Source organism: Microbacterium sp. RG1 (genome assembly GCF_005347485.1).
Taxonomy (GTDB): Bacteria; Actinomycetota; Actinomycetes; order Actinomycetales; family Microbacteriaceae; genus Microbacterium; species Microbacterium binotii_A.
In genome coordinates, this window is record NZ_CP034121.1 from 2,741,476 (window position 1) to 2,757,191 (window position 15,716).

Consider the following 15,716-nt stretch of genomic DNA (forward strand, 5'->3'; position numbering starts at 1 on the left):
AGGCCGCTGCGCCTCAGCTGATCAGGCGCAGGATGCTGCGGTTGCGGTACAGCTCGCCCTTGGCGGCGGCGCGCGCGCCGATCACGGCGAAGATCACGCCGACGATCCATACGAGACCGCCGACGGGCACGTTGATGACGAACGCCAGGATGCCGGCCGCGACGATCCCGAGGAAGACCGTGATCTGCAGGTTGAGCGCCTCTTTGGCCTGCTCGTAGAGGTTCGAGCCCGTACCGCGCTGGACGAGGAAGACGACGAGGCTCGGCACGAACGAGAACAGGATGCCGCCCAGATGCGTCAGCACGGCCGCGCTGTGCGAGGTGGAGCCGGTTTCGACGGTGGGTTGGGGCGTGGAGGTCATGGGGGGATGGTCCTCTCGGATGACGGATGCGGGTGCGCCCGACGGGTGGCGGGCCGACGCGAGAGTACGGTCCCATCGGCGGGCCGGTGGCCCATCGCTGAGTGATCGTCACCTCCGGCCCCGCAGGATTGACGTCCGCGGTGTCGGAGCGCGAGCATCGGAAGCGGATGGGACCGCCCATCGTCGTGATCGCGCACCACCGCGGCGAAGGGAGGAGGCCCGCATGCCCCACAGTCTGAGCCGGCCGACGCCGGTCACCCGCCTGCGGCGGCTTCCCGTGCAGGAGCGCTCGAACGAGCGGGTGGAGGGACTGCTGCGCGCTGCCGCATCCGTCGTCGACCGGGTGGGATCGATCGAGCTCACGCCCGCCCTCGTCGCAGAGGAGGCGCACACCTCGGTCGGCACCGTCTACCGCTACTTCCCGGACGCCAGAGCCGTCATCGTCGCGCTCGGTGAACGCAACTTCCAGCTGCTGCGGCGGCTCATCGCCACGGCCCTCGCTCAGCCGCACGCGGACGCACAGAGCGTATTCCACGCTCTGGTGCGGTCGCTTCTCACGGCGTACCGCACCATCCCGTCGTTCCGAGCGATCCGCACCGCGGGATGGCTGCTCGTGGACATCCCGGCGCGGGATGCGCCCGCCGACCTCACGATCCTCGACGACGTCGTGGCCGCGCTCGAGCATCAAGAGGCCGTGGCGCTCACACCGCATGCGCGCGCAGCGCTCGGGCGCGCGTTCGTGGTGGTCGACGCCCTCGTGCTCGCGGCGTTCCAGCGAGATGCGGCGGGCGACCCGGAGACGCTGCACCTGGCCGTGCGGCTCGGGATGCGGGAGGCGGCGGCCGCCTTCGCTCAGGCGGAGGGCTTGCCGCGCGCTGACACGCCGCCGCTCGCGGCGGACTGACCGCCCACGCCGGCGTGCCGCAGGCGCCGCGCCACGGCCGCGCAGGAGGCTGCGGCCACCGCGGGTGACACGAGAGAGAGCCCGATGGTGACGATCTGCGCGGCGAGCGGCATGACCGTCAGCACGCCGGTCGTGAACGACACGGCGATGCTCACCAGCCCCGCGACGATGCCGCCGCCGACGTGCAACGGGAGCGTCCAGCGGCGGTAGCGCGCGAGGAGGAACGGCAGCTCGCAGGCCGCGGACCACCACAGCGTCGCCAGGATGACGGACGCGCCCTGTGGACTGAAGGGCGTCATCACGAGTCCCACGATGAGGCCCGTGAGAACACCGACGCCCGGGCGGCGGAGGAGCGCCAGTGCGAGCGTCGCCGGCACGACCCAGAGTCCGGCGAGGACGTATGCCGACGGCGGGAAGGCCGGGATCAGCAGCTTGGCGGCGAGGTTCGTGACCGTCAGCAGCACCGTGCTGGCCGCCGCGATGGCGGCGCAGGTGAGGAGCACGCGGGTCGGCAGAAGGGTGCGCGAGGCTCGGCGGATCACCGCAGCACCGTAGCCGTTCCGGTGGCCGCGTCGGCGGCTTCGTGACGAACGCTCATCTGCTCGCACCTCTGGTGCGCGGGGGCCCTCGGTGATAAACTTGAGCCTGTGAGACTCAAGTTTGAGTCCCGGAGATTTCAGGAGAACACATGAACGCCACACAACAGCCCGGGCAGGAGGAGTCGCAAAGCGCCCTCGAGCAGTTCGGCATCAACCTCACCGAACGCGCCCGCCAGGGCAAGCTCGACCCCGTCATCGGACGCGACAGCGAGATCCGGCGCGTCAGCCAGGTGCTGACCCGCCGCACCAAGAACAACCCCGTCCTCATCGGCGAGCCCGGCGTCGGAAAGACCGCCGTGGTCGAGGGCCTCGCGCAGCGCATCGTCGCCGGCGACGTCGCCGAGAGCCTCAAGAACAAGGAGCTCGTCTCCCTCGACATCTCCGCGCTGGTGGCAGGCGCCATGTATCGCGGCCAGTTCGAGGAGCGCCTCAAGAGCGTCCTCAAGGAGATCACCGAGTCCGACGGGCGCATCATCACGTTCATCGACGAGCTCCACGTGCTCATGGGCGCGGGCGGCGGCGAGGGCTCCGTGGCCGCATCCAACATGCTCAAGCCCATGCTCGCGCGCGGTGAGCTGCGTCTGATCGGCGCGACGACCCTCGACGAGTACCGCGAGTTCATCGAGAAGGATGCGGCCCTCGAGCGCCGTTTCCAGCAGGTCTACGTGGGTGAGCCCACGGTCGAGGACACCGTCGCCATCCTTCGAGGGCTGAAGGAGCGTTACGAGGCCCACCACAAGGTGGCCATCGCGGACGGCGCGCTGGTCGCGGCTGCCGCGCTGTCGAACCGCTACATCCCGTCGCGGCAGCTGCCCGACAAGGCGATCGACCTGATCGATGAGGCCGCGTCGCGTCTGCGCATGGAGATCGACTCCGCGCCGCTCGAGATCGATGAGCTGCGTCGCCACGTCGACCGCCTGAAGCTCGAGGAGCTCGCGCTCAAGAAGGAGAAGGACGCGGCCTCGAAGGAGCGCCTCGAGAAGCTCCGCGAGGACCTCCGCGTCGAGCAGGAGCGGCTCGGTGAACTGCAGGCGCGGTGGGAGCACGAGCGTGCCTCGCTCAACCGCGTCGGTGAACTCAAGACCCGACTGGATGCGGCGCGCATCGACGCCGAGCGCGCGCAGCGCGAGGGCAACCTCGAGCGCGCGTCGCGGCTGCTCTACGCCGAGATCCCCGCGCTGGAGCGCGAGCTGAGCGTGGCCGAACAGGCGGAGTCGACCGGCGACCGGATGGTGAACGACCAGGTCACCGACGAGGACATCGCCTCGGTGATCGCGGCATGGACCGGCATCCCGGTGGGACGTCTGCTGCAGGGCGAGAGTGAGAAGCTCGTGCATCTGGAGGCCGAGCTCGGCAAGCGCCTGATCGGTCAGAAGGAGGCCGTGAAGGCGGTCTCGGATGCGGTGCGCCGCTCGCGTGCGGGCATCAGCGACCCGAACCGTCCCACGGGCTCGTTCCTGTTCCTGGGGCCCACCGGCGTCGGCAAGACCGAGCTCGCGAAGGCCCTCGCCGAGTTCCTCTTCGACGACGAGCACGCCATGGTGCGCATCGACATGTCGGAGTACGGCGAGAAGCACTCCGTCTCGCGCCTGGTCGGCGCCCCTCCCGGCTACATCGGCTACGAGCAGGGCGGTCAGCTGACCGAGGCCGTGCGTCGCCGTCCCTACTCCGTCGTGCTGCTCGACGAGGTCGAGAAGGCGCATCCGGAGGTCTTCGACGTGCTGCTGCAGGTCATGGACGACGGGCGTCTCACCGACGGCCAGGGGCGCACCGTCGACTTCCGCAACGTCATCCTGATCCTCACCTCGAACCTCGGCTCACCGATCCTGATCGATCCGATGCTGACGCTCGAGCAGAAGCGCGAGCAGGTGCAGGTGCTGCTGCGGCAGGCCTTCCGTCCCGAGTTCCTCAACCGCCTCGACGACATCGTGATGTTCCAGGCACTGAGCCAGGACGACCTCGCGCAGATCGTGGAGCTGTCGGTGGATGCGCTGCAGCGCCGGCTGAAGGACCGTCGGCTCACGCTCGCGGTCACCCCGGACGCCCGCGCGTGGCTCGCCGAGCGCGGCTACGACCCGGTGTTCGGCGCCCGGCCGCTGCGCCGGCTCATCCAGTCCGAGATCCAGGACCGCCTGGCGATGGCGATCCTCTCGGGCGGCGTGCACGACGGCGACGTCGTGCGGGTGGACGTCGCCGCCGACGGTTCGCAGCTCGTGCTGACGAGCGCGGGCTCGGCCGCATCCGAGTCCGCCTCGGACGATGACGACGTCATCGAGGCCGAGCTGCTCGACGACTGATCGACCGACAGAGAGGCCCCGCATCCCGACGGATGCGGGGCCTCTCCCGTTCTCAGAGGATGCCGGCGAAGGCCCAGACTCCGGTGACGATGAGCGTCGCGATGGCGGCCCACATCGTGATGGCGATGGCCTGCCACACCAGGATCCGTCCCTTGGCGACACCGGCCCCGGCGAGCATCGCGGAGGTGAGCTGCGTCGGAAGCAGCAGCGGTCCGAGCAGGCTCACGCCCGGCACTCCGTAGCGCACGAAGGCGCGCTGGAACTTCTCGCGGCGCGGCGAGGTCTCGGGGACCTGACCGCCGGCGGTGGCGACGCGCCCGGAGGTCACGGCGGATCGGACGCCCGCCCCCACGAGCACCACGATCGCCACGCAGACGAAGTTGCCGACGGCGGCGGCCACGGCCGCGACGATCGGGTGGATGCCGCCGACGATGCCGATGACGGTCGCGCCCTCGCCCTCGACGAACGGGACGGCGCCCGCGAGTGCGACGATCAGCGGCTGCACCAGCTCGGGGACCGCGGCGATGAGGTTCTGGAATCCTGCGATGAGATCGTGCATGTCGGCTCCGTCGGTGGTGGCGTGCTCGGTCGGGGGAACATCTCCATCCCACCGAGCACCGGCCGTCGCCGGCAGTGCCGCCACGTCACCTCCGGCGGGGAGGAAAGGGCAGCTCGGGCATGACTTTTGTCATGCCCGTAGCCTGGTCGGCGTGAGTGCTTCATCACCTCCGGCCGCTGCCGAGCCCGCCGTCGGTCGCGGCGTGCGCGCGACGTGGTGGTACACGTTCTCGTCCGCTGTGTTCTTCGCCGTCGGCACCCTGACGGTGTGGGCCATTCCGACGTGGGTCACCGCGTCCGCCGCGGAGCTGGTCGTTTTCGTGGCCGCATCCGTCGCGTGGCTCGTGGCGTTCGTCATGACGGGTCTGGACTACTTCCGGGCGGATGCGGCGGGAAGTCGCCGCTGGGTGCGTTTCGCCGCGTTCGCTCTCGGCGCTGCGGCGGCCATCGCGGTCGGGCTCGTGACCGGGAGTATCACGCTGGCGCTGGCCCTGGTGGCAGCGCTCGTGTGCACCCTGCCGTGGCCGAGGGGCGTGCGGGCCCGGGTCACGGGGCTCGTCACCGTCGTGCTGGCCGCCGTCGCGGTGATCGAGTACCTCCGCGCCGTCCAGGGCGAGGCGACCCTCGTCTACGGCCCGATCTTCGTGCTCTTCATGTTCCCCGTGGCGTTGCCGATCACCGTCGTCAGCATGCTCTGGTGGTGGGACATCGTGCGCGAGCTCGACCGCGCCCGCCTCACCGAGGCGAAGCTCGCCGCGACCCAGGAACGGCTGCGCCTGGCGAGCGACGTGCACGACCTGCAGGGCCACCATCTGCAGGTCGTCGCGCTGCAGCTCGAGCTCGCCGAACGCCTGAGCGCCGATCCGCCCGCCGCCCTCGAGCACATTCGTGCCGCGCGCCGCGAGGTGGACGAGGCGCGCGTGGGTACGAGGGCGCTCGCCGCGCGCTTCCGCGGCGTTCCGCTCCCGGATGAGCTGGCCAACGCCGCAGACCTCCTGCGCGCGGCGGGTCTCGAGGTCGAGCTCGCCGTGAGCCCGGATGCGGCGGGCGCGCCGAGCGACACGCTCGGCCCTGTCGTGCGCGAGAGCACGACCAACATCCTCAAGCACGGCGGCGGACGCTTCGCGCGGCTCTCGTTGGAGCGCGACGCGGGCGGCTGGCGGTACCGGGCCGAGAACGATCGCGGTGACACGGCCGCCGGCCAGGGTACGGGGATCGACGGCATGGCGGCTCGTCTCGCCGAGGCGCAGGGAGCGCTCTTGACCGAGTCCGACGGTGACGTGTTCGTCCTGGACGCGCGCGTGCCGACGGGGGTCGGAGCATGATCCGGGTGCTCCTCGCCGACGACGAGGACATGATCCGCACCGCGCTCGCCGCGCTGCTGCGCCTGGAGCAGGACATCGAGGTGGTCGGTGAGTGCATCGACGGAGAGCAGGCGGTTGCTGCGGCCCTGCGCCTGCAGCCCGACGTATGCCTGTTCGACGTCGAGATGCCGGGCCTGGACGGCATCGACGCGGCCGCGCGGGTGCGCAAGCAGACGCGCTCGCGGGTCGTCGCGGTGACGCGGCACGCGCGACCGGGCGTGCTGCGGCGTGCGCTGCAGGCGGGTGTCGACGGGTTCCTGCCGAAGTCCCGGCCGGCGCAGGATGTCGCCGACGTCATCCGCCAGGTCGCCGCGGGGCGCCGGTACGTCGATCCGGAGATCGCCGCCGATGCGCTCGCCGACGAGCGGAGCCCTCTCACCGATCGGGAGCTCGACGTGCTGCGGGCGGGGTCCGAGGGGCAGACGATCGCCACGATCGCCCGCACCCTGCACCTGTCGCCCGGCACGGTGCGCAACCACGTCTCCTCCATCCTCGGCAAGCTGCACCTCGAGACACGCCAGCAGGCGCTGCTGCGCGCTCAGGAGCGCGGCTGGATCTGAGGGGGCGGGCTGCGCCGCATCCTTCATCAGGAGATCGCCACGGTGCAGGATGATCCTTCGCGAATCGTCCTGTGGGAGGGAGATCTCCTGATGAGGGGGCGCCGCTACGCTCGACGGGTGACGGATGTGGCCGAGGCGTACGACCGGCGGGCCGCCGAGTACACGCGGGCGCTGGGGACGATGGCAGCCGTCCACCCCTCCGACCGCCGGCTGGTCGAGACCTGGGCCGCCGGCATCCGCGGCCGTGTCCTGGATGCGGGATGCGGGCCCGGCCACTGGAGCGCGCACCTCGCCGAGCGCGGGCTCGACGTGCGCGGCATCGACCTGACGCGGCAGTTCGTCGAGGCGGCTCGGCAGAGTCACCCCGGCATCCGGTTCGATCTCGGCACGATCGATGCGCTCGACGAGCCGGATGCGGCGTTGAGTGGCATCCTCGCGTGGTTCTCGACGATCCACCACGCGCCGCCGGACATCGACGTGCCGTTCGCCGAGTTCGCGCGGGTTCTGCGCCCGGGCGGCACGCTCCTGCTCGGGTTCTTCGATGCGGATGCGCTCGAACCGTTCGATCACGCTGTCGTCGGCGCGTGGCGCTGGCCCGCCGCGGAGCTGGAACGGCGGCTCGAGCGTGCGGGGTTCGAGATCGTCGAGACGCACCGACGCGCGACCCGCGGCGAACGCCCGGTCGGTGCGATCCTGTGCCGACGGCCGGATGCGGTGTAGACAGGAACGATGGCATCCCCGCAGTCGCTCGACGACGCCGACCGTCGGCTGGTCGCGGCCTGGGCGGCAGAGTGCGCCGAGCGCGTGCTCGCCCTGTTCGAAGCGGAGGCCCCCGGTGACGACCGGCCCCGCGACGCCATCGCGCGTGCCCGGGCGTACGCCCGCGGCGAGCTGGATGCGGCGGGGGAGATCAAGCGACGGTTCGTCGCCGGTCGGGCGGCACACGCGGTGACCGGCGCCGCGGCGATCGCGGCCGCCCGCTCCGCGGCGCAGGCGGCCGGCGTCGCGCACATGGGGGCGCACGCGCTGGGTGCGGCCGCCTATGCCGCGGTGGCGGCGGATGCGGCGATCCCCGGTTCGTTCGACGGGCAGCTCGCTCTTCTCGCCCCCGATGCGCGCGCGGCGCTGCGCCTGCTCCCGGCCGTCGGTGGCGATGCATCGGGTCCGCTGGTCGCGGGTGGTCTGCTGGCGCGGGGGCGTCTGGGCGAGGCGATCTCCCGCATCCAGGCGCAGCTCACGGCGGCCGGATGAGCGGCGCGTCGTCGTCAAGCCGCGCCGCGACACGGATGCGGCGGCTTACGGTCGGAGCATGACCCGTGCCCTGGCGACCGTGCGCGCGTTGTGGGCGTCCACGCATCCGGGGCCGGCGCTGGTCGTCACGGTGCTCGCCCTGGCGCTCGGTGTCTCGGCCGGACTCGACGCATGGCGCATCGCGCTGCTGACGGTCGCCGTCTTCGCGGGGCAGGTCTCGATCGGGCTGTCGAACGACGCGATCGACGCGGGCCGCGACCGTGCCGTGGGTCGCACCGACAAGCCGCTCGCACGCGGCGACGTGAGCCTGCACACCGCCTGGGCCGTGGCGGCCGCATCCGTCGCCGCCGCACTCCTGCTGTCCGCCCCGCTCGGAGCGGGGCTGCTGGCCGCCCAGGCGGTGACGATCGCCTCGGCGTGGCTGTACAACGCGCCGCTGAAGGCGACGCCGTTCTCGATCGTGCCGTTCCTCGTGAGCTTCGGGCTTCTGCCGTCGCTCGCGACCCTCTCGGCCGCGGAGCCGGTGCTCGCGGCGCCGTGGGCGAGCGCCGCCGGAGCGTCACTGGGGGCGGCGGTGCACCTGGCCAATGTGTTGCCGGACCTCGACGACGATCAACGCACCGGCATCCGCGGGCTGCCGCATCGGATCGGCGCGCGGTGGTCGGGTGCCCTGGCGGGCGTCGGGATCATCGGCGGCGCCGTGGCCGTCCGGCTCGGGCCGGCGAGGGATGCGGTGCCGATCGTCTCGTGGGTCTTCTTCGCCGCCGTGGTCGGCGTGGCGGTCGTGGCCGTGGGCTGCGCGTGGGCCCGTCGCCCCGGGCGCATCGTGTTCCGCCTCGTGATGGGCGCCGCGCTGCTGCTCGCCGTGCAACTCGTGGCGACCGGCGGCTCGCTCACCGCCTGAGCGGTTCTACCCGGCGCACTCGCGCGATTCGTCCGTGATGATCCAGGACGCGGCGTCGCGGTGCATCACGACGGTGCCGCAATCGCCGGACGCGCCGTAGGTGACGAACAGCGTGGCGTCGGTGGCCGTCTCGGACTGCACCTGCACGTCGACGTCGGCGCTCTGGCCGGTCGCGCGGTAGAGCTCCGAGGTCGCCTGGATCATCTCCTCGCAGGTGCTGAGAGCGAGCCCGTTCTGGTTCAGCTCGGCGAGCATCCGCTCCGCCAGAGCCGGCGACAGCGCCGCGCACGCTGCAGCGGGATCGGGGGTGCGCGTGGCCGCGAACCACGCGCGGAAGCTCTCGACGGGGCCGTCGGCGGTGGCGGCGGATGCCGCGGGAGCGGGAGTCGCAGAGGGCGCCTGCGTGGCGATCGGGCTCGACGATCCGGCCGGCTCGGTCGGGTCGTCCGGCGCCGCGGTGCACGCTGTCAGCACCAGCGCCGCCGCGGCCAGGGTCATCGTGCCGAGGACTTTGAAGCGTCGCATGCTCACGGATGAATGCTGTCAGATCGGCTCGCGCGCCGCTGGTGCCTGTGGGAAAGATCAGCGGGCGTCGGCATCGAAGCCCATCGCATAGGCGCGCGTCAGCACGGCCCCGGCGGGGCTGCGCAGCAGCATGCCGAGTGCCGTACCGCGGATGCGGTGGGTCACCGCTCCGGCCGGACGGCCGAGTGCGGTGTTCACGCTCGCCATCCCGGCCGCGACCCGCGCGGAGCGCACACGGCGGCGTTCCCATCGGTCGAGGGCGGGGGAGGCAAGAGAGCCGGTGCGGAGCGCCTCTGCGACCAGCGGGGCGAGCGTCGCCGCATCCAAGAGACCGAGGTTCATGCCCTGCCCGCCGATCGGGCTCACCTCGTGAGCCGCGTCGCCCACGACCACGAGACCGCCCCGACGCAGGCGTGGAGCGACGAGGCGCCGCACCCGGAAGGAGGTCACGACCTCCATGCGGTCGGCGGCCTCCGCCTCGCCGCGCTCGTGCAGCGCGCGCCGCATCCGTTCGTATCGGGCGTGGGGCTCGTCCGGGCCGCCGTCGGCGTCGTGCAGGACGAAGCGGCGGGCGGAGCCGGGCAGCGGGAAGGACTCCATGACGCCGGCGGCGTCGAGCCGGATCACCGCCACCGGGTCCGACGCGGCCAGCGAGGTATCGGTCATGAGATAGCGGTCGCGGTATTCGTGCACCCGCAGGGCGGCGGGGCGGTAGGCGAGCTCCCGGCCGCCCCAGCCGCCGGCCACGATGACCACGCGCGCGGTGAACTCGCGGCCCTCCATGGAGCGGACCCGCATCCGGTCGCCCTCGCGCTGCACGGCGGCCACCGCGACGCCGCGCTCGACGGGCCCCGCGAGATCGGCCAGCACGGCCTCCGTCACGCGCTGGGGAAGCGTCGCGACGAACGGGAAGCGGGCGGACAGGCGACGGAAGTCGACCGCGCCGACCAGCCGACCGTCGGTGCGCGCCTCCCCGCGCTCGACGCGCACCGCATCGGCGAGCAGGCGCTCCGTCGCGCCGGAGGCTTCGAGCGCGGCGAGTGCGGGCGGATGGATGCCGATCGCCCTCGTGCCGTCGCCGGGACCGGGACGCCTCTCGAGCGCGATGACGTCGACGCCGAGTCGGCGCAGCTCCGCTGTGAGGAGCAGTCCGACCGGCCCGGCGCCGACGACGATGACCTCAGGCACGGGGGTCCCTCACAGCCAGCACGCGGAAGCGGGCGGGGTGCTCCACCCGCCATCCCTCGGGCAGCCGCGACGCGAGCTCGGCGGCCCGATAGCTGCGCCGGATCGAGCGAAGTCCGTCGGTGCGCAGGAAGGTGCCCGGGGCCAGCGGCAGGATGCCGACGCCGTAGAGCGCGTACGCCAGGCGCCCGCGCTCGATGTCGCCGTGCAGGACGAGCCCTGTCGAGAGCGCGGCGGAGTCGTAGACGAACGCGGCCAGTTCCGCCGTATCCAGGTGGTGCAGCACGTGGTTCGAGAGCACCGCGTCGAAGCGCTCGCCGCTCTCGCGCAGAGCATCCGAGCCGGTGCAGCGGAAGGACACATCGGATGCGGCACGCGCGACCGCGGCCTCGATGGCGCGCGGGTCGGGGTCGGCGCCGACCCACTGCACCCGCAGCCCGTCGGCGCGGGCGAGGGCTGCGAGGTGTGCCGCCACATCCCCGCCGCCGCATCCCAGATCCAGCACGCGTGCCGGGCGTCCGAGGCCGGACAGATACGGACGGAGCGTCCGCCGGTAGACGCCGGTCCACCCCGCGACCAGCCGGTTCACGAGACCGAAGCGGCGGTAGGTCGCCGCGAGCAGCCGCGGGTCGCAGTCCGGGTCGTCCATCAGCTCGCGGAGCGACACGTCGCGCTCCGCCAGGTTCACGCGTCGCCTCGCACGAGCAGACGTCCGGACTCGACTGTGAGCCCGGGCCCGAAGGCCAGGAGTCCCAGGGTGGTGCCGTCGGCCAGGGCGGGGTCGCGCCGCATCCGGTCGAGGATGAACAGCACCGTCGCGCTGGACATGTTGCCGAACGCGCGGAGCACCTCGCGCGACGGTGCCATCTGCTCCTCGGTGAGTCCCAGCCCGGTAGCCACCCGGTCCAGCACACTGCGTCCGCCCGGATGGATCGCCCAGGCCGTGGCGCCGTCGAGGTAGGCGACCGCATCGGCGACCTCGCGCCCCACGATGCGGGGCACCTCGGCGGTGAGCGTCATCTCGAAGCCGTGGTCGCCGATGGTCCACACCATGTCGTGCTCGCCGTCGTCGCTGAGCGCCGTGCGGAACTCGTCCAGCTCGAACCGACGCCCCGCGTGCTCGCGCGAGGTCACGACGGCGGCCGCGGCGCCGTCGGCGAAGAGGGATGCGGCGACGATCTGCTCCGGGTCGTCGCTGACCCGCAGGTGCAGGGAGCACAGCTCGGCGCACACGACGAGGACGACCGCGCCCGGCTGGGCCACGGCGATGCGATGCGCCGCCCGCAGCGCGGGGACCGCGGCCGCGCAGCCGACGAAGCCGTGGTGGTAGCGCTCGGTCTCCGGGCGCAGCCCCAGGTCGCGCACGAGCAGCATGTCGGGACCGGGGGCGAACAGTCCGGTGCAGCTGACGGTGATGACGTGCGTCACCTCCCCGGCGGCGACTCCGGCGTCGGCCAGGGCCGCTCTGCCCGCCCGCGCGAACAGGTCGGGCGCGAGGCGGCGGAACTCGGCGTTGCGCGCGGAGGTGCTCGGGTCGAGCAGCAGGTCGCCCTCGCGCACCACGAGAGCCTCGGGCGGGGCGTCGCCGGTGAGGGATGCCAGCACGGTGTGGCGCGTCTCGATGGCCGCCGCGTCGAACGCGGCGCCGAGGATCCGCTGCGCCCGGCGGTCGAGACCGGCCTGCACCAGGAAGAGGTCGCGGATCTGCGACTGGGTGAGCCGGGTGTCCGGTACAGCCGTGCCCACTCCGACGATGCTCGGGACCATGTCTCACGATAGGCACGTCGTGCCCCGAGGTCGCGCAGGCTGGTGCCCGGATGTGGCGGCGTCTAGAGTGCCGCGCCCCGCTGTGCCCCGCTGTTGTGCGCCCGCCGGGCCGGCCCCTGCATCCACGGCGGATCCGTCGCCCGAAAACCACAGCTCGCCTGTCTCAGATCGAGCGCGGAGCGTCGATCTGAGACAGGCGAGCGGGGGGGTGGCGTGGTTCCCCTGTCACAGATCGCGCCCGGGGCGTCGATCTGTGACAGGGGAACGGGAGAGACGGGTGCCGGAAGGGTCACGCGCACGCGCACGGCGGAGTGCCGCCGGCCCGGAGGGGATCAGTCGTCGACGACGACCGACTCCTCGATGGGGCGGCGGACGCGGGGCGCGCGCTCGCCGTCACGGGCGAACTCCGGGGCGTCCTCGATGGTGCCGAGGTTGCCGACGGCCATGATCGAGAAGGGCGTGAACTCGGGGGCGAGCTCGAAGGCCTCGGCGACCGCGGCTGCGTCGAAGCCGGTCAGCTGGTGGGTGTAGAGGCCGTTGGCGTGCGCCTGCACGGTGAAGTGCGCGGCGGCCTGGCCGAGGTCGTAGAACGCGGAGGGGAACTGGTGCTCGCCGCGCGAGGTCTCGGCGATGAAGACGACGAGTGCGCCGGCGGGGGCGGCCCACGCCTGGTTGAACTCGACCATGCTGGCGACGACCTTGGCGTGGGTCTCGGTGCCGCGGCGGGCCACGATGAAGCGCCAGGGCTGGTTGTTGTAGGCGGAGGGCGACCAGCGGGCGGCCTCGAGCGCGCCGCGCAGGGCGTCCTCGTCGATGGGAGTCACGCTGTCGTAGGCGCGGGTGCTCCAGCGCTGCGAGAGCACGTCGAGAATGGGCGCGTCGGTGGGCGCGGTGCGGTCGAGAGTGTCGGACATGAGGATCTCCTCGGGGTCGAATATGCGGGGGGACGTCATCGGCCCGATCCATGCAACGGTATACAGAGGCGGAATGTTCCCGGATCCGAGCCGGGTGTGAATGTGGAAAGAACTTCACGGCGCACGCCGCGCGCACCCGGAATCCGGCGTCCTAGCGTGGAGACATGGTGATCGCGACAGCCGATGTGTACGACGAGCGGGGTGAGCAGCTCGACTCGCTCGCGCTGCAACTGCGCGACCTGGGGGGACGGCAGGCGTTCGACGGCCCCGTCCGCACGGTGCACTGCCATCGCGACAACGCCCTGGTGAAGACGGTGCTGCAGACGCCGGGAGACGGCGCCGTGCTGGTCGTGGACGGCGGCGGTGCACTGGAGTCGGCGCTGGTCGGAGACATCATCGCCGGCGCCGCAGTCGACAACGGCTGGGCCGGCATCATCGTCTTCGGCGCCGTCAGGGATGCGGCCGTGCTCCGGACCCTCCCGCTGGGAGTGAAGGCACTCGGCACGAACCCCCGCAAGAGCGCCAAGGACGGCGTCGGCGAGGTCGATGTGCCTGTCGAGATCGCGGGCGTCGTGTTCGTCCCCGGTCACCATGTGTGGGCCGACGCGGACGGCGTGCTGGTCGAGCGCTGAACCCGCATCCGCCCTCGACAGCCGTGCCTCGCGGGAGCAAGCTGGAGCGTGACGATCGAGGGGGATCACGATGTTCACACCGGATGCCGCGTTCAGCGGCTTCAGCGTCGACGACACGGATGCGGCCCGCACGTTCTACGCGGATGTGCTCGGCCTGACGGTCATCGACAACCCCATGGGCTTCCTGGAGCTCGAGCTCTCGTCGGGAGCGCGCGTGCTGTTGTACACGAAACCGAATCATGAGCCGGCGAGCTACACAGTGCTGAACTTTCCCGTCACCGATATCGACGCGGCCGTCGACGACCTCCGCGCTCGGGGGGTGGAGACGAAGATCTACGCCGACGAGGAGTTCGCCACCGACGAGAGGGGCGTCATGCGCGGCGGTGGGTACGGCCCCGACATAGCGTGGTTCACCGACCCCGCGGGCAACGTGCTGGCGGTGCTGCAGCCCTGACGCGGCTCAGGGTAACTGCGGCCAGGTGGCCGGGCCCGCGGACCCTGCCGGATACTCGTCCAGCGGCGTCTCGCCGCGTCGCCATGCATCCAGCACGGGCTGCACGATGCGCCAGCACTGCTCGGCCGCGTCGCCGCGGACGGCGAGAGCCGCATCCTGGTCGAGGATGCTGGAGAGCACCTCGCTGTAGGCGAGGAGTGCGCCGTCGCCGAGCGTCACCTCCACGTCCTCCCGTACGAGCGAGAACGGTTCCTCGTTGCCGTTGACGTTGAGCCCGAGCGAGATCTTATCGGGACCCAGCGAGAAGCGCAGAGTGGAGCCGGGCGCGTGTCCGGTGAAGCCCGCCGGCAGATGACGCACCGGCCGGAACGTCAGCACGATCTCGGTGTCCTTGCGTCCGAGTGCCTTGCCCGAACGCAGGGTGAAGGGAACCCCCTCCCACCGTGCGGTGCGCACCTCCAGAGTGACCTCCGCGAGCGTCTCGGTCTGGCGGGCGGGGTCGACGCCCGGCTCGTCGGCGTAGGCGGGGAGTTCTTCGTCGCCGACGGTGCCTGCGGTGTAGCGGGCTCGGCGGGCGGAGCGCACGGCGTTGTCCTCCCACAGCGATGTCGCCCGGAGAGCGGCCGCGGTCGCATCACGCAGGTCCGTCTCGTGCAGGGTGGCCGGGGGCTCCATCGCCACGATGGCCATGACCTGCAGCAGGTGGCTCTGGATCATGTCGATCAGGGCGCCCGCCTGGTCGTAGTAGCCGGCGCGATCCTCGAGTCCGAGCGTCTCGTCGAAGCGGATGACGACGGATTCGACGTCTTCCGCGGACCACGCCGGCTCGAACAGCCGGTTGGCGAAGCGCAGCCCCAGGACGTTGAGCACCGTGGAGCGACCGAGGAAGTGATCCACGCGGAAGATCTGGTTCTCGGGCACGACACGGCGCAGGGTCTCGTTCAGCGAACGGGCGCTCGCCTCGTCCGTGCCGAAGGGTTTCTCGAGCGCGAGGGTGAGCCCCTCGGGGATGTCCATGCCCGCGAGCTGCTCGCACGCGGCCTCGGCGACCTGGGGCGGAACGGCGAAGTAGAACACCGGTCGGCCTTCGACCGCATCCAGCACGCTCTTCAGGTCTTTCGCGTCGGTCGGATCGGTGACGATGTACTGCGCATCCGCGACCAGGCGGTCGACCGCCTCTCCGTGGCCGTCGCCGACGCCCGCCTTCAGCAGGTCGCGCCACTGCTTGTCGCTGAGCTCCCGACGGGCGGCGCCGAGCAGGTGCACGGTGCGGCCGGGTTCTCGATCCAGCAGCTGGGCGAGTGCGGGAAGCAGCAGTCGGGACGTGAGGTCGCCGGTCGCGCCGAAGATGACGAGTGTGGTGTCGGTCACGCAGGCCACGTTAGTCCCCGCTATGAGTTGCCGCGCCGGACGCGGCGCGGGCTCCACGACACGGCATGAT

Annotated in this window: 18 protein-coding genes; 9 read left to right on the forward strand and 9 right to left on the reverse strand. The window is 71.9% G+C overall.

All coding sequences use genetic code 11. From position 1 onward, the window contains the following. Positions 1-13: 13 nt before the first annotated feature. A complete protein-coding gene (locus EHF32_RS13365; protein WP_137418640.1) occupies positions 14-361 on the reverse strand; it encodes a DUF4870 domain-containing protein in 348 nt (115 codons plus the stop codon). 223 nt (positions 362-584) lie between these two features. Between EHF32_RS13365 and EHF32_RS13370 the strand changes: the two genes are divergently transcribed. After that, positions 585-1,265 carry a TetR/AcrR family transcriptional regulator gene (locus EHF32_RS13370; RefSeq protein WP_161594117.1) on the forward strand — a complete coding sequence of 227 codons (681 nt, stop codon included), beginning with the start codon at positions 585-587 and terminating at the stop codon, positions 1,263-1,265. Here EHF32_RS13370 and EHF32_RS13375 read toward each other — a convergent pair. Further along, on the reverse strand, positions 1,214-1,807 hold the full coding sequence (locus EHF32_RS13375; protein ID WP_161594118.1) for an ECF transporter S component: 594 nt from the start codon (positions 1,805-1,807) through the stop codon (positions 1,214-1,216). The genes EHF32_RS13370 and EHF32_RS13375 overlap by 52 nt on opposite strands. Before the next feature lie 146 nt (positions 1,808-1,953). Here EHF32_RS13375 and EHF32_RS13380 point away from each other — a divergent pair, with 146 nt between their 5' ends. Next, complete coding sequence (locus EHF32_RS13380; RefSeq protein WP_137418643.1) at positions 1,954-4,161, forward strand: ATP-dependent Clp protease ATP-binding subunit; 2,208 nt, start codon at positions 1,954-1,956, stop codon at positions 4,159-4,161. 52 nt (positions 4,162-4,213) lie between these two features. Here the strand turns inward: EHF32_RS13380 and EHF32_RS13385 are convergent, their stop codons facing one another. Continuing rightward, positions 4,214-4,720, reverse strand: coding sequence for a small multidrug efflux protein (locus tag EHF32_RS13385; protein ID WP_137418644.1), 507 nt, complete (start codon positions 4,718-4,720; stop codon positions 4,214-4,216). Between the two features lie 151 nt (positions 4,721-4,871). On the opposite strand from EHF32_RS13385, the gene EHF32_RS13390 reads away from it, so the two are divergent. From EHF32_RS13390 to EHF32_RS13410, 5 genes are all read left to right on the forward strand, one after another. Next, positions 4,872-6,044 (forward strand): sensor histidine kinase, encoded by a 1,173-nt coding sequence (locus tag EHF32_RS13390; RefSeq protein ID WP_238343714.1) that lies wholly within the window; start codon positions 4,872-4,874, stop codon positions 6,042-6,044. Next, positions 6,041-6,643 (forward strand): response regulator transcription factor, encoded by a 603-nt coding sequence (locus EHF32_RS13395; RefSeq protein ID WP_137418645.1) that lies wholly within the window; start codon positions 6,041-6,043, stop codon positions 6,641-6,643. Before EHF32_RS13390 ends, EHF32_RS13395 begins: the two co-directional genes overlap by 4 nt. A gap of 117 nt (positions 6,644-6,760) precedes the next feature. Further along, complete coding sequence (locus EHF32_RS13400) at positions 6,761-7,363, forward strand: class I SAM-dependent methyltransferase (RefSeq protein ID WP_238343715.1); 603 nt, start codon at positions 6,761-6,763, stop codon at positions 7,361-7,363. 9 nt (positions 7,364-7,372) lie between these two features. Further along, entirely contained in the window at positions 7,373-7,894 is a 522-nt protein-coding gene (locus EHF32_RS13405) for a putative immunity protein (protein ID WP_137418647.1), read from the forward strand. A gap of 58 nt (positions 7,895-7,952) precedes the next feature. Continuing rightward, entirely contained in the window at positions 7,953-8,798 is an 846-nt protein-coding gene (locus tag EHF32_RS13410) for a UbiA family prenyltransferase (protein ID WP_192900647.1), read from the forward strand. Between the two features lie 6 nt (positions 8,799-8,804). On the opposite strand, the gene EHF32_RS13415 is transcribed toward EHF32_RS13410, so the two are convergent. From EHF32_RS13415 to EHF32_RS13435, 5 genes are all read right to left on the reverse strand, one after another. Continuing rightward, positions 8,805-9,323: a hypothetical protein gene (locus tag EHF32_RS13415; RefSeq protein ID WP_238343855.1), complete on the reverse strand. Its 519-nt coding sequence runs from the start codon at positions 9,321-9,323 to the stop codon at positions 8,805-8,807. 57 nt (positions 9,324-9,380) lie between these two features. Continuing rightward, positions 9,381-10,511 carry an FAD-dependent oxidoreductase gene (locus tag EHF32_RS13420; protein WP_137418649.1) on the reverse strand — a complete coding sequence of 377 codons (1,131 nt, stop codon included), beginning with the start codon at positions 10,509-10,511 and terminating at the stop codon, positions 9,381-9,383. Continuing rightward, a complete protein-coding gene (locus EHF32_RS13425) occupies positions 10,504-11,196 on the reverse strand; it encodes a methyltransferase domain-containing protein (protein ID WP_137418650.1) in 693 nt (230 codons plus the stop codon). The genes EHF32_RS13420 and EHF32_RS13425 overlap by 8 nt, the downstream gene beginning before the upstream one ends. Next, on the reverse strand, positions 11,193-12,275 hold the full coding sequence (locus EHF32_RS13430; RefSeq protein ID WP_137418651.1) for a type III polyketide synthase: 1,083 nt from the start codon (positions 12,273-12,275) through the stop codon (positions 11,193-11,195). Before EHF32_RS13430 ends, EHF32_RS13425 begins: the two co-directional genes overlap by 4 nt. Before the next feature lie 332 nt (positions 12,276-12,607). Beyond that, entirely contained in the window at positions 12,608-13,189 is a 582-nt protein-coding gene (locus EHF32_RS13435; protein ID WP_137418652.1) for a nitroreductase family protein, read from the reverse strand. A gap of 164 nt (positions 13,190-13,353) precedes the next feature. Here EHF32_RS13435 and rraA point away from each other — a divergent pair, with 164 nt between their 5' ends. Further along, the gene (rraA, locus tag EHF32_RS13440; RefSeq protein ID WP_137418653.1) at positions 13,354-13,821 is read left to right on the forward strand and encodes a ribonuclease E activity regulator RraA; all 468 of its coding nucleotides are present in this window, start codon (positions 13,354-13,356) and stop codon (positions 13,819-13,821) included. A gap of 70 nt (positions 13,822-13,891) precedes the next feature. Then, the gene (locus tag EHF32_RS13445; protein ID WP_192900648.1) at positions 13,892-14,275 is read left to right on the forward strand and encodes a VOC family protein; all 384 of its coding nucleotides are present in this window, start codon (positions 13,892-13,894) and stop codon (positions 14,273-14,275) included. A 6-nt stretch (positions 14,276-14,281) separates the two neighbouring features. Here the strand turns inward: EHF32_RS13445 and EHF32_RS13450 are convergent, their stop codons facing one another. Beyond that, positions 14,282-15,646 carry a glucose-6-phosphate dehydrogenase gene (locus EHF32_RS13450; RefSeq protein ID WP_137418655.1) on the reverse strand — a complete coding sequence of 455 codons (1,365 nt, stop codon included), beginning with the start codon at positions 15,644-15,646 and terminating at the stop codon, positions 14,282-14,284. Positions 15,647-15,716: the final 70 nt, after the last annotated feature.

Coding starts and splice junctions, on each gene's coding strand:
- EHF32_RS13365 (WP_137418640.1), bottom strand. CDS start 361: ATGACCTCCACGCCCCAACCCACCGTCGAAACCGGCTCCACCTCGCAC.
- EHF32_RS13370 (WP_161594117.1), top strand. CDS start 585: ATGCCCCACAGTCTGAGCCGGCCGACGCCGGTCACCCGCCTGCGGCGG.
- EHF32_RS13380 (WP_137418643.1), top strand. CDS start 1,954: ATGAACGCCACACAACAGCCCGGGCAGGAGGAGTCGCAAAGCGCCCTC.
- EHF32_RS13385 (WP_137418644.1), bottom strand. CDS start 4,720: ATGCACGATCTCATCGCAGGATTCCAGAACCTCATCGCCGCGGTCCCC.
- EHF32_RS13395 (WP_137418645.1), top strand. CDS start 6,041: ATGATCCGGGTGCTCCTCGCCGACGACGAGGACATGATCCGCACCGCG.
- EHF32_RS13405 (WP_137418647.1), top strand. CDS start 7,373: ATGGCATCCCCGCAGTCGCTCGACGACGCCGACCGTCGGCTGGTCGCG.
- EHF32_RS13410 (WP_192900647.1), top strand. CDS start 7,953: ATGACCCGTGCCCTGGCGACCGTGCGCGCGTTGTGGGCGTCCACGCAT.
- EHF32_RS13415 (WP_238343855.1), bottom strand. CDS start 9,323: ATGCGACGCTTCAAAGTCCTCGGCACGATGACCCTGGCCGCGGCGGCG.
- EHF32_RS13430 (WP_137418651.1), bottom strand. CDS start 12,275: ATGGTCCCGAGCATCGTCGGAGTGGGCACGGCTGTACCGGACACCCGG.
- EHF32_RS13435 (WP_137418652.1), bottom strand. CDS start 13,189: ATGTCCGACACTCTCGACCGCACCGCGCCCACCGACGCGCCCATTCTC.
- rraA (WP_137418653.1), top strand. CDS start 13,354: ATGGTGATCGCGACAGCCGATGTGTACGACGAGCGGGGTGAGCAGCTC.
- EHF32_RS13445 (WP_192900648.1), top strand. CDS start 13,892: ATGTTCACACCGGATGCCGCGTTCAGCGGCTTCAGCGTCGACGACACG.